The organism is Deinococcus sp. AB2017081, assembly GCF_034440735.1.
GTDB lineage: Bacteria > Deinococcota > Deinococci > Deinococcales > Deinococcaceae > Deinococcus > Deinococcus rufus.
In genome coordinates, this window is sequence record NZ_CP140098.1 from 1030001 (window position 1) to 1042500 (window position 12500).

Annotated in this window: 9 protein-coding genes (1 of these 9 cut by a window edge); 8 read left to right on the forward strand and 1 reads right to left on the reverse strand. The window is 68.5% G+C overall.

What is annotated here, in order from left to right; all coding sequences use genetic code 11:
- The first annotated feature begins 73 nt into the window (after window positions 1–73).
- The 4 genes from U2P90_RS05045 (at window position 74) to U2P90_RS05060 (ending at window position 7158) form a co-directional block, all read left to right on the forward strand.
- Entirely contained in the window at window positions 74–3229 is a 3156-nt protein-coding gene (locus U2P90_RS05045; RefSeq protein WP_295822198.1) for an S-layer homology domain-containing protein, read from the forward strand.
- 118 nt (window positions 3230–3347) lie between these two features.
- Entirely contained in the window at window positions 3348–4286 is a 939-nt protein-coding gene (locus U2P90_RS05050) for a manganese-dependent inorganic pyrophosphatase (RefSeq protein ID WP_322474048.1), read from the forward strand.
- A 62-nt stretch (window positions 4287–4348) separates the two neighbouring features.
- The gene (locus tag U2P90_RS05055; protein ID WP_322474049.1) at window positions 4349–5608 is read left to right on the forward strand and encodes a bifunctional folylpolyglutamate synthase/dihydrofolate synthase; all 1260 of its coding nucleotides are present in this window, start codon (window positions 4349–4351) and stop codon (window positions 5606–5608) included.
- Window positions 5609–5667: 59 nt separating this feature from the next.
- Window positions 5668–7158 carry a carboxypeptidase M32 gene (locus tag U2P90_RS05060; RefSeq protein ID WP_322474050.1) on the forward strand — a complete coding sequence of 497 codons (1491 nt, stop codon included), beginning with the start codon at window positions 5668–5670 and terminating at the stop codon, window positions 7156–7158.
- A gap of 251 nt (window positions 7159–7409) precedes the next feature.
- Here the strand turns inward: U2P90_RS05060 and U2P90_RS05065 are convergent, their stop codons facing one another.
- Window positions 7410–7661: a hypothetical protein gene (locus tag U2P90_RS05065; protein WP_295822190.1), complete on the reverse strand. Its 252-nt coding sequence runs from the start codon at window positions 7659–7661 to the stop codon at window positions 7410–7412.
- Between the two features lie 294 nt (window positions 7662–7955).
- Between U2P90_RS05065 and U2P90_RS05070 the strand changes: the two genes are divergently transcribed.
- The 4 genes from U2P90_RS05070 to leuC all read left to right on the forward strand — a co-directional run.
- A complete protein-coding gene (locus tag U2P90_RS05070; RefSeq protein ID WP_103312249.1) occupies window positions 7956–8345 on the forward strand; it encodes a helix-turn-helix domain-containing protein in 390 nt (129 codons plus the stop codon).
- 339 nt (window positions 8346–8684) lie between these two features.
- Window positions 8685–9995 carry a trigger factor gene (gene tig / locus U2P90_RS05075; protein WP_295823297.1) on the forward strand — a complete coding sequence of 437 codons (1311 nt, stop codon included), beginning with the start codon at window positions 8685–8687 and terminating at the stop codon, window positions 9993–9995.
- A gap of 485 nt (window positions 9996–10480) precedes the next feature.
- On the forward strand, window positions 10481–11149 hold the full coding sequence (locus U2P90_RS05080; protein ID WP_322474051.1) for a GntR family transcriptional regulator: 669 nt from the start codon (window positions 10481–10483) through the stop codon (window positions 11147–11149).
- A gap of 47 nt (window positions 11150–11196) precedes the next feature.
- Window positions 11197–12500 carry the 5' portion of a 3-isopropylmalate dehydratase large subunit gene (gene leuC, locus U2P90_RS05085; RefSeq protein ID WP_322474052.1) on the forward strand. It continues 118 nt past the right edge of the window, so 1304 of the gene's 1422 nt are visible here — the first part of the coding sequence; it begins with the start codon at window positions 11197–11199; its stop codon lies beyond the right edge, outside the window.

Sequence of the window (12500 nt, forward strand, 5' to 3'; positions counted from 1 at the left end):
CCGGCAACTCGCCCCACCGTCCTGCCCAGAGCACCCGCTGCTCCACGCGCGCGACACCTTTTGGGGGTTCCATATGAAGAAAGGCCTGCTCATTCTCACCGCCGCACTGTCGTTCGGCATGGCGTCCGCGCAGACGGAAGCGCCTGCTGCAGCGCCCCAGGTGCCCACCCTGACCGACGTTCCCGCCGGTCACTGGGCCAAGGACGCGATCGACCGGCTCGTCAGCAGCGGCATCATCCTGGGCTACCCCGACGGTACCTACCGCGGCACCCAGAACCTGACCCGCTACGAGGCGGCGGTCATCATCGCCCGTCTGCTGGATCAGATCCGCACCGGTGAGACCCCGGCCAGCAGCATCGACGCCGACACCCTGGCCGCGCTGCAGAACGCGATCCAGGAACTCGCCGCCGACCTCGCCGCCCTGGGCGTGCGCGTCAGCGACCTGGAGGACAACGCCGTCAGCCAGGACGACTTCACCCGTCTGGAGAACCGCGTCGAGGAAATCGCCGCGAGCCAGGGCGACGCCGAAGCGCTGTCCACCCTGCAGTCCCAGATCGACGAGCTGACCACCCGCGCCGACGACTACGACACCCTGCGTGCCGACGTCGACGACAACGCCAGCTCGATCGCCGCCCTGAACGACCTGACCGTGCTCCTGAACCAGGACATCCTGAACCTTCAGGATCGTGTCAGCGCCGTGGAAGCCGCCCAGGCCGACCTCGTGCAGCGCGCCGACTTCGACGCCCTGTCGGGCCGCGTGGGCGCGGTCGAGACCCGCGTCACCAGCATCGACAACCGCGTGGCGCAGCTCGAGAAGTACGCCTTCTCCATCAAGCCCAGCCTGAGCGCCACGTACTACGTGGCCCGTGGCACCCGCGACATGGACTTCGACCGCCTGCTCCCCGGCACGGTGTTCAGCACCGGTGATGACGGCGACGCCGACACCAGCGACGCGCCGCGCGACTACGCCGACATGACCGGCGGCCGGAAGACCCTCGGCAACTCGGCGCAGAACTTCGTGCCGAACGCGACCAACTTCTACGGCTTCAGCACCACGGTGCAGGTGGATGACGGCAACCCGGCCACGCCCACGGTCGAGACCCCTGTCGCCGTCAACGTTGAAGGCAACACGGCCATCGACTTCAGCATCAACTTCACGAACAGCGGCAAGCTGAACAGCTCGACCAGCGGCGTGACCGGGGCCTACGTGCCCAGCGCCGGTGCCCTGAACGTGAACGCGGTGGACATCAGCTTCGGCATCCGTGCCGGTCTGCCCGACTCCGACGGCATCACCGCTGCGGATTACGCCAGCTACCCCGACGTGATCGACAGCGACAGCGGCATCACCTATCGCCCGCTGTTCTTCTACTTCAACAACGCCACCGCGTACTTCACGGTCGGCAACGCGCCCATCACCGTGACCTTCGGTCGCGCCCTGAAGTTCCACTACGCCGACTACATCGGTGACAACGACAAGACGGGCCGCGGCGACGGCTTCATCGTGAACGTGGACGGCAGCACCGTGCCCGTGATCGGTGCGTACAAGCCCACGCTGCAGTTCGTCTACGGCAGCCGCGGCGGCGCCGATGGCGACTACCAGTACTACCGTGGCGTGCGCGCCACCATCACGCCCGTGGGCACCCTGAAGGCCGGCATTCACGTGCTGAACGAAGGGATTGACCAGACCGGCACGCTGATCGGTGTGGCCGGTGTCAGCGACGTGACGGCCTTCGGCGCCGACCTGCACGGTGCGATCGGTGGCTGGCAGGTCGACAGCGAGTACGCCATGAGCCGCGTGACGGATGCCGGCACGACCACCACCGAGAACGCGTTCTACGGCAAGGTCGCTGGCAGCTTGGGCCCCGTGAAGGTGTACAACCTGAACTACCGCAGCATCAGCGCTGGGTACGACGCCGTGGCCGGCATCATGGAAGCCGACCCCACCGACACCGACAATGGCAGCACCGCGCCCTACGCGGCTGACCAGACCGGCTTCGGCTTCAAGGTGGGCGGCACGCTGGGCCCGGTGTCCCTGGGTGCGTACATGGACAACCAGGTCGCTGCGGGCCTGAGCCCCTTCGCGACGGCCGGCACGGCCTCGGCGATCGTCGAGCGTGGCGTGGGTGCCAAGGTGAGCCTGTTCAATCTGGTGACCCTGCGCGGCGGCTACAACGAGTTCCTGGCGGAAGCCGGTTCTGGTCTGGACGTGACGGGCATGGGCGTGCGCTACAGCGTGCGTGCAGACGTGACCCCTGGCCTGGGCATCGGCATCGGCGCGTACTACCGCGACCTGACGGTGAACGGCACCAAGGCGCAGAGCGATGGCGGCCTGTTCTCCCAGGGCAAGTACAACAGCTACTTCCCCCTGACGAGCAACGACTTCACCGACCAGAGCGGCTGTGGCGACCAGCACCCCGGCATCAAGAGCACCGACGTTGACGGTGTGGGCCGCGCGCTGACGTTCACGCAGAACAGCTTCGCGGATGCGAACTGCTACAGCGAGATCGGTGCGGACATCACGCACAACGGCAAGGACGCCAACGCCCTGGTGAAGGATCTGTCCTTCCGCATCGGCTACGCCGCCCGCTACCGCAACGCCACGGGTACATACAGCAACAGCTTCATCTACGGCGACGTGCTGTACGGCAAGAAGCTGGGCATCGCGCAGGTGGACGTCAAGGGCGCCGTGGGCGTCGACCGCTACGCCGATCAGGCGACCGACACGACGGGCGTCAACAGCACGGCCTTCGCCGTCGGTGTCAAGGCTGTCACCGATCCCCTGAACATCATCTTCAAGCCCAGCTTCGAGGGTCAGGTCGGCTACTACAGCCGCGCCTACGACGCCCTGGCGGCGACCGGCGACTACAACGCGAGTGGCCTGAAGTACCTCGCGGGTGTCAAGCTCAACGACTTCCTGCTGCCCAACACCAAGCTGGCCGTGTACTACGCTGGCTACCGTGCTCAGAACCGCGTGTACCAGCCCTACGGCTACACGACGTTCCTGAACGGTGGGGATCTGGCCGGACGCTTCACCGACCTGAACATCGGTGGCGCCGTGATCACTCAGAACCTGCTGTACGTGGAAGGCAACTACTACGACCTGTCCGTCGGCTACGGCTACGGCACGCTGGGCCTGACGGCTGGCACCGACCCGGTGACCGGCGCGGCGACGGCTGCCAACAGCGCGAGCGGCTCCGTCTTCAAGATCAACTACAAGGTCAACTTCTAAACGAAGTCCTGACTCTGGCAAGAGCCCCCGCTTCGGCGGGGGTTTTTGCTGTGGGTGGGCGGGCCTGTGCCTATGCGGGTGGCACAGGCCCGGCGGCGTGACGCTCTACACTCGGGACATGTTGCCTGTCTTCGGCCACCTGAACCCCGATACCGACGCGATCACGTCCGCGCTCGTGTACGCCCGCCTGCTGACCCGCCAGGGTACCGAGGCCCGTGCGTACCGCCTGGGCGAGCTGAACTTCGAAACGCCGTACGTGCTCCGTGAAGCGGGCCTGGACGCGCCGGAGTTGCTGCCTGAGCTGGCCGCCGGATCGCGGGTGGCCCTGGTCGACCACAACGAGAGCGCCCAGTCGGTACCGAATCTGGCTGACCTGACGGTCACGCACGTGGTCGACCACCACAAGCTGGGCGACCTGAGCACGGCCGCGCCCGCCTACCTGCGCTTCGAGCCGGTCGGCTGCACAGGCACCATCCTGCTGAAACTGCACCGCGAGGCGAACGTGAGTGTCGAGCCAGTGGACGCGAAACTCATGCTCAGCGCGATCCTGAGCGACACCCTGCACTTCCGCAGCCCGACGACCACGCAGGCCGACCGGGACGCCGTGGACTTCCTGGCACCCATCGCGGGCGTGGGTGACGTCGAGACCTACGCGCTGGCGATGTTCGCGGCCAAGAGTGACCTGGGTGATACCCCTGCCGAGACCCTACTGAAGATGGATTACAAGGTCTTCCCGTTCGGCGATGTCGCCGCCCCGCAGCGCTGGGGGCTGGGGGTGGTCGAGACGACGAATCCGGCCTACGTGTTCGGCCGGCAGGCCGAGCTGCTGGCCGCCATGGCCAGCGCGAAGACCCAGGACGGCCTGGACGGCATCCTGCTCAGCGTGGTGGACATCCTGAACGAGACGAACCGCACGCTGGTGCCCGGAGAAGTCGAGGCCGCCGTGGTGCAGGCTGTGTTCGGAGCCGACACGACCGGGAACGTGGCGGATCTGGGCGCACGGATCAGCCGCAAGAAGCAGATCGTCCCGGCACTGGAGACACATTTCGCGCTGTAAACGCGGGCCTAGAGCGGAGCCGGGATGATGCTGTCCCGGCTCCGCCCACTATGCTGGCGGGCATGACGCTCGATGATCACCTGTCCTGGCTGTTCGCGCAGCAGCGCTTCGGGGTGCGGCCCGGCCTGGATCGTGTGCGGGCACTGCTGTCGCAGCTGGGCAATCCGCAGGACACCTTCAGTGTGGTGCTCATCGGCGGGACAAACGGCAAGGGCAGCACGGCCGCGACCCTGGCCAGCATGCTGCGCGTCGACGGCAGGCGGGTGGGCCTGTTCACCAGTCCTCATCTGACGCGCTTCACCGAGCGCTTTCTGGTCGATGGCGCGGAACTTCCGGAGGAGGTCGTGGAGGCGGCACTGATGCGTGTCCGGCCCCTGGCAGAGGAGACCGGGGCGACCTTCTTCGAGATCGTTACTGCCCTGGGGGCGCTGCTCTTTGCACAGGCAGGGGTCGACTTGGCCGTCATAGAGGTCGGCCTGGGGGGGCGGCTGGACGCCACCAACGCCCTGGAACCGGTGCTGAGCGTCATCACGAACGTGGATCTGGATCACACCGAGATCCTGGGGAACACCCGGGAGGCCATCGCCACCGAGAAGGCAGGCGTCCTGCGGCCGGGGCGGCCCGCCGTGACGGGCGTGGACATGACGCTGCTGCCTGCCCTGCTGGAGCGGGGCGCGGATGTATGGGCACTGGGCTGGCACTTCGGCGCCCAGGTACTGGCCCGTGGCTGGGACGGCTCGGACGTGACCGTGAGCATGCCCCGGCAGCCCCTGACCCTCCACACGCCGCTGCTGGGCGAGCACGGCGCACGGAACGCGGCGCTGGCGGCGGCGGCGGCGTTCCGGCTGGGCGTCAGCCCGGAGGCCATCCGGCAGGGGGCGGCGCAGACGGTGTGGCCAGGACGGCTGGAGGTCGTGGCGTGGCGTGGGCGGCAGGTGCTGCTGGACGGCGCGCACAATCCGGCGGGTGCACACGCGCTGGCAGACGCCCTGCGCGGTCTGGGCGTGACGCAGCTGCCTATCGTGTTCGGCGCGGCGGGCGACAAGGACGTGGGCAGGGTGGCGGCCGCCCTGGTGCCCGTGGCGTCGCAGGTGATCCTGACCCGCGCCGTGTTCAGTCCCCGCGCAGCCGACCCGGCCAGCCTGGCCCCGCTGTTTCCCGGCGTGCCCGTGACCGTCACGGACTCGCCCGCGCACGCGCTGGAGGCCCTGGCGGCGCTGGATTCGCCCCTGGCGCTGGTGTGCGGCAGCCTGTATGTGATCGGGGAAGTGCGGCCCCTGGTGCTCGATGAAGCGGGCGAGATGCGGGAGCGCTGGCAGTAGCGCTACGCGCGGATACGCCGAATGGCGGAGTCAGCGCTGGGGGCGCTACGCTCGGGGCCATGACCCCCACTGCTATGGAGGAGCTGCGCCGCCGGCTGGCGCAGGTCAGTGATCTGGACGCCGCAGGCAGCCTGCTCTCCTGGGAGCAGGAGACGATGATGCCCCCCGAGGCCGCCCGCGTGCGTGGTCTGCAGCTCGCCACCCTGGCTGGTCTGGCCCACGAGCTGTTCACGGACGCCCGCACCGGTGATCTGCTGGACGCCGCCCGTCCGGCCGATGACACCGAGGAGGCCATCGTGCGCGTGGCCCGGCGCGACCATGGCAAGGCCACGCGGCTCCCCACCACCTTCGTCGAGGAGAGGACGCGGGCACAGAACGAGGCACACCACGCGTGGATCGAGGCCCGAACGTCCAGCGACTTCGGGGCCTTCGCTCCGCACCTGAGCACCATGATGGATCTCGCCCGGCGCGAGGCCGACCTGCTGGGTTACGAGGATCACCCCTACGACGCCCTGCTCGACACCTACGAGCCCGGCATGCGGGCGTCGCAGGTGCGGGCCGTGTTCGATGACCTGCGCGACCGCACGCTGCCCCTGCTGCGGCGCATCACGGCTGCCGGGGACGCGGCCGACTACTCGGTGCTCACACGCTCCTTCCCGTATGACGCCCAGAAGGCCTTCGCGTGGGACGTGGCGGGCCGCGCCTTCGGGCTGAGCGGTGACTTCGCCCGGCAGGACGAGAGTGCGCATCCGTTCCAGTCGAACTTCAGCCGCAGCGACCTGCGGATCACGACCCGCGTGCAGGACTACTGGCCCACGTGCTGCTTCGGGACATGGCACGAGACCGGGCACGCCATGTACGAGCGCGGCGTCTCCGAGCGCTGGGAGCGCACCCCGGTGTCACGCGGCGCGAGTCTGGGCGTCCACGAGAGCCAGTCGCGGATGTTCGAGAACCTGCTGGGCCGCAGCCTGCCGTTCTGGGAACGCTATTTCCCGGAACTCCAGAAGGTCGCGCCGGAGGTCACCGACGGGCTGGACGCCGCCGCGCTGTACCGCGCCGTGAACCGCGTGCAGCCCAGCCTGATCCGCGTCGAGGCCGACGAGGTCACGTACAACTTCCACACGCTGCTGCGCTTCGAGCTGGAGCTGGGGCTGCTGGAGGGCACGTTGAGTGTGAAGGAGCTCCCGGAGGCATGGAACGCCAAGATGAAGGAGTACCTGGGCCTGGACGTCCCTGACGACGCCCAGGGGGTGTTGCAGGACATCCACTGGTCGGCTGGGCTGATCGGCTACTTCCCCACCTACACGCTGGGCAACCTGCTGAGCGTGCAGCTCCTGGAGGCCGCACAGCGCGATCCGGCGGTCGCGGCGGGCGTGGCGAACGCCGAGTACGGCCCGCTGCTGGCGTGGCTGGTCACCAACGTCCACCAGCACGGCCGCAGCCTGACCCCCGGTGAGCTGACCGAGCAGGCCACCGGCCGCCCCCTGACGGCCGATCCCTACGTGGCGTACCTGCACACGAAATACGGGGACATCTACGAGCTGAACTGAGGGGACGGCAGAGGGCCGAGAGCTTGAAGACTGTGCTCTCGGCCCTCTGCCGTCCCCTTCATGGCAACCGGATCAACGGTTCTCGCACGGGGGTCGGCGGTCGGCATTGGCCGGGGTGGGAGGCGGGGACAGGGACAGGCTGCGCTGGCCGGGGAGGTGGCGGCGACTGTGGCATGGAGCCCTCCGGGCAGGGAAGACGGCCGCAGGACGTCCAGACGCGGGCCGGACGTCCTGCGCGGTGGAGCGGTGCGCTACACGGCCTGCCGGCGCTCGGCCTGGGTGATCAGGTACGCGCGGGCCGAACTGAGCCACTGCTGGGCGGTGTCACTGTGGGGGTGCTGACGGTCACGCAGGGCCGCGCTGCCCAGCGACAGGTGGCGTTCGATGCGGCGGATGGCTCCCAGGCCGCCGTCGTTCTCGACCTCGATCAGGGTGTTGAGGATCTTGGTGGGGTGGGCGTATCCGATCCGGATGCTCTCGGCAATGATGTCCAGGGCGCGCATGGTGGGACTCCTTCCAGCCGGCGGCGGCTGCGAGGTGGGGGGCAAGACTGTGAGCAAATTCCTCTGCTGATTACGATTCTAGCAGAGCGGTCAGTCGCATGCAAGAATTCACACCCCCTTATTCTGTATTGACCGTACTGACAAAGCGGTGTTACACTCCGACCAAGGCTGCCCGATTCTGCCCACAGGCAAACGCCAGCAGGAGCAGTCAGCCCAGGCGGCACGCCAGCCCAGATCCGCGTCCAGTGCGGGGAAACGGATGGTGAGGCCACGCCGCAGCCAAGGAGGTGACACATGAAATTGCACGAACGACTCCGCGAGCTCCGTAGCGAACGCGGGCTGCGGCTCAAAGACGTCGCCGAGACCGCCGGGATCAGCGTCCCGTACCTCAGCGACCTCGAACGTGGCCGCACCAACCCGAGCCTGGAGACCCTCCAGACCCTGGCCGGGGCCTACGTCATCACGGTGCACGACCTGCTCGAGGGCGTCGAGTTCTACGGTGCCAGCACCGAGGGCGCGCTCCCCAAGGGCCTCGCGGATCTGGTGGCCGACGCCACCCTGGGGCCGCAGATCACGCCCGACTGGGTACGGACCCTGTCCCGCATCGAACTGCGTGGCAAGCGCCCGCGGGACAAGCAGGACTGGTACGAGATCTACCTGCACCTCAAGCGCATCCTGAACTGAGCGGATTCCGGGTGATCTCCGGATCGACCGGGTCAGGCAGCAGTGACGTTCCTCAAGTGCGACTCCCCATCCCCCCGCTGTTCTGGCGGGGGGATGTTGCGTTTCCGTGTACCCCACAGGGCGTGACGGTCACGCCGGGCACGTGCGCGCCGGGCCAAAACCCTCTATGATGCTGGGCGGCATGTCGCGCGCCCACTCCTGACGTGGAGTGACCGCGCCCGGCACGGCACAGGGCACACCAACACTGGACAGACCAGACGTGCACAAGCAAGCGCCCCCCGCACCGGCCCACCCCACGTGGAACACGGGCGGACACCGGGGCGCAGACGGGAGAAGAACGTGGCAGAGCTGATGAGCAGGGATGGCAACAAGGTGGAATTCAAGGTCTCGGTGCCCGCCGCCGAGGTGAACCGCGCCTACGATCAGGTGTGGGCGGGGCTCTCGCGCGACGTGCGGGTTCCCGGCTTCCGCCCCGGCAAGGCACCCCGCAAGGTCATCGAGAGCCGCGTCGGGAAGGGCTACGTCGAGCAGGAAGTCCGGGATCGCCTGCTCCAGACCCACTACACCCAGGCAGCACGCGAACTGAAGCTCAGCCTGGTGGACGCCACCATCGATCCGCAGCCCCTGGCGAGCGGTCAGGCCTTCGAGTTCAAGGTGACCGGCGAGACCTACCCGGAAGTGAAGCTCGGCGACTGGAAGGGGGCCGAACTGACCAGCGCGGCACCCGAGATCACCGATGAGGTGCTGGAGCGCACCCTGAGCGACCTGCAGGAGCGCAACGCCACCTTCGACAGCGTCGATCGGCCCATCGAGGCGTCGGATCAGGTGACCATCGAGGAGCAGGGCGAGGACGGCGGCACGTACCCCGTGTACCTCGACGTGGCCGAGGAACACGTCCGCGAGGCGCTGCTGGGCAAGAGCAAGGGCGACACTGTGGAGATCACCGTGCCGGCCCACCAGCACGGCGACCACGAGCACCCGGCGCACACGGTGACCGTGACGGTGCTGGACGTGAAGACCAAGCAGCTTCAGGAACTCGGTGACGACTTCGCCAAGACGCTGAACTTCGAGTCCATGGAACGCCTGCGCACGGATCTGAAGGACGAACTGCTGCGCCGCGCCACCCAGGAGGGCGACAGCGCCCGCCGCGAGGAGTTCATCACCCACCTCGTCGAGGGCATGCAGGTCACGATCCCGCAGGCGCTGCTCGACCGCCGCCGCGAGGCGATGCTGGAAGAGATCCAGGACGACTTGGGCCGCCAGGGCGTCAAGTGGGGCGAGTACGAGGCCTTCATGAAGGAGCAGAACAAGCTCGACGACTTCATGGCCGACCTCTCGAAGAATGCCGAGTCCCGCGTCAAGCGTGATCTGGCCCTGGAGCAGCTCGCCGAAGACCTGAAGGTGCAGGTCAGCGACGCCGAGTTCAACCAGACCATGACCATGCTGGCCCAGGCGAACAACCTGACGCCCCAGGCGCTCCAGAAGCAGCTGGGGCCCAACGGCATCAACTCCTACTACACCAGCCTGGTGCGCGAGCGCGGTCTCCAGCAGGCCCTGTCGCAGCTCGGCAAGGGCAGCGAGGCGCCGGCGGAAGACGCCCAGCCCGAGTCCACTGCTGAAGCCGCCGAAGACACCAAGACCGAAGAGTAAGCGCGAAGAGCGCAGGTGGGGGCGCGTCCTGCGGGGCCGCGCCCCTGCGCGTTGTTGATCGTTGCCGCCGGTTCTCCTGTGTAGCTGCGTGGGATCTGTCGCCATGCACGGTTCCGACGTTGTTCACGCGGCCCAGCCCTGAATCCGGGCCTGACCACTCCTGGTGATCGGAGGAATGCCTCTGCTCCGGCCGCGCCTGGAGGTGGGAGCGCTGTTCAGGGTGGCCGGCGTGCCGACACGCACCCTGAGCCCTGAATGCCTGTCGCGCTCCGGGGAGGAGGCTGAACGGGAGCCTCCAGCCCCGGCGGCCGAGCCACTTCCGGCCTGAGGCCGGTGTCGGGGGCTGACCTCCTGTACCCGGCGCTCACCGACCCCGGACTTGCCACCCGAGCCCGAACTGTGTACCATGGCTGCATACCGATTTGGTATACCAAACGGACGAGCGTGCGTGACCAGAGTGTCGTCCACTGCCCAGGGAGGTGAAGATGACCAGTCCGTCCGCCACGCTCGCGTACCAGCAGCTCCGGGAGAGCATCCTGGGGGTCGATCTGCTCCCCGGCGAGGTGCTGACCGAGGCCCGCCTGGGCGAGCGGCTCCAGACCTCCCGGACGACGGTGCGCGGTGCCCTGGCCCGCCTGGAGAACGAGGGCCTGATCCGCAAGACCGGCCGCAGCTTCATCGTCGCGCCGATCGACCTGCGCGAGATCGAGGAGGCCTTCGCGTTCCGCAGTGTGCTGGAGGTCGGAGCGCTGCGGCTGGCCTTTCCCACCGTGACCCCGGAGCGGCTGGCGTGGGTGCGTGACCGGGCCAGCGAGTTCGGCGACGACACCAGCATCGGGGATCACATGGATCGGGCCACACGCTTCCACGTGGATCTCGCGGGACTGTCCGGCAACCGCCTGATCGTCCGGTCGCTGGAGGACGTGCTGCTGCGGCTGGCCCGCGCCCGCTGGCTGGAGGCGCGGGGCGACGGTGGGCTGGCCCGCTCGCATGCCGACCACCTCCACCTCCTTGACTTGGTCGCCGCTCGCCAGGAGGACGCGGCGGCCACGCACCTCCACGCCCACATCCAGCGCTCGTGCTCGCGGCTTGTCCAGGCGCTGCGCGACGACCGGCGTGGCCTGGGCCTGCGCGGCCTGGCCGTGCACACCTGACCCGTCGCCCGACCATCCGCCCTCTGTCCCGTTTTCCAGGAGTGTCCATGACCCAGCCCCAGACCATGATCGAGAAGATCTGGAACGAGCACGTCGTCCGCACCGCGCCCGGACAGCCGGATCTGCTGTACATCGACCTGCACCTTGTCCACGAGGTCACGTCCCCACAGGCCTTCGAGGGTCTGCGCCTGGCCGGCCGCCGGGTGCGCCGCCCCGACCGGACGATCGCCACCATGGATCACAACGTGCCCACCGAGCGCATCCACCGGCCGCTGTCGGAGCTCGAAGACCGCGTGTCGGCCGCGCAGCTCCAGGCGCTGGAGGAGAACTGTGCGGAGTTCGGCGTCGAGCTGCACCGCATGGGCAGCGCGGGGCAGGGCATCGTCCACGTGATCGGGCCAGAGCTGGGAATCACGCAGCCGGGCATGACCATCGTGTGCGGTGACTCGCACACCGCCACGCACGGGGCCTTCGGGGCGCTGGCCTTCGGGATCGGCACCAGCGAGGTCGAGCACGTCCTGGCGACCCAGACCCTGCCGCAGCGCCGCCCGAAGACCATGGCGATCACCGTGGAGGGGCCGCTGCCCGCCGGGGTCGGGGCCAAGGATCTGATCCTGGGCATCCTGAAGCGCATCGGCACCGACGGTGGCACCGGGCACATCATCGAGTACCGGGGCGAGGCTGTGCGCTCGCTGAGCATGGAGGGCCGCATGACCGTGTGCAACATGTCCATCGAGGGCGGTGCCCGCGCGGGCCTGATCGCCCCAGACGACACGACCTTCGAGTACCTGCGCGGCCGGCCCGGTGCCCCCCAGGGCGAGGCGTGGGAGCAGGCGGTGGCGCACTGGCGCACCCTGACCACCGACGAGGGCGCGACCTTCGACCGGGAACTGACCTTCCAGGCCTCGGACTTCCGGCCGTACGTGACGTGGGGCACCACGCCCGGGCAGGTGGTCGGCCTGGACGACGTGGTGCCGGAACCGGCCACCGACAGCCAGCAACGTGCCCTGCAGTACATGGCCCTGGAGCCCGGACAGCGCATGCGCGACATCCAGGTCGATACCGTGTTCATCGGGTCGTGCACGAACTCGCGCATCGAGGATCTGCGGGTCGCCGCCGAGGTGCTGCGGGGCCGCACGGTGCGCCCTGGCCTGCGGGCGCTGGTCGTGCCGGGTTCCATGGCCGTGCGCGCCCAGGCCGAGCAGGAGGGCCTTGACCGGGTGTTCCTCGATGCCGGCTTCGAGTGGCGGGCGGCGGGGTGTTCGATGTGCCTGGGGATGAACCCGGACATTCTGCAACCCGGTGAGCGCTGTGCCAGCACCAGCAACCGCAACTTCGAGGGCCGGCAGGG

Excerpts from the sequence above, each read along its gene's own strand:
- U2P90_RS05055 (WP_322474049.1), top strand. The coding sequence starts at position 4,349 with ATGACGCTCGATGATCACCTGTCCTGGCTGTTCGCGCAGCAGCGCTTC.
- U2P90_RS05070 (WP_103312249.1), top strand. The coding sequence starts at position 7,956 with ATGAAATTGCACGAACGACTCCGCGAGCTCCGTAGCGAACGCGGGCTG.
- U2P90_RS05080 (WP_322474051.1), top strand. The coding sequence starts at position 10,481 with ATGACCAGTCCGTCCGCCACGCTCGCGTACCAGCAGCTCCGGGAGAGC.
- U2P90_RS05050 (WP_322474048.1), top strand. The coding sequence starts at position 3,348 with ATGTTGCCTGTCTTCGGCCACCTGAACCCCGATACCGACGCGATCACG.
- U2P90_RS05060 (WP_322474050.1), top strand. The coding sequence starts at position 5,668 with ATGACCCCCACTGCTATGGAGGAGCTGCGCCGCCGGCTGGCGCAGGTC.
- U2P90_RS05065 (WP_295822190.1), bottom strand. The coding sequence starts at position 7,661 with ATGCGCGCCCTGGACATCATTGCCGAGAGCATCCGGATCGGATACGCC.
- U2P90_RS05045 (WP_295822198.1), top strand. The coding sequence starts at position 74 with ATGAAGAAAGGCCTGCTCATTCTCACCGCCGCACTGTCGTTCGGCATG.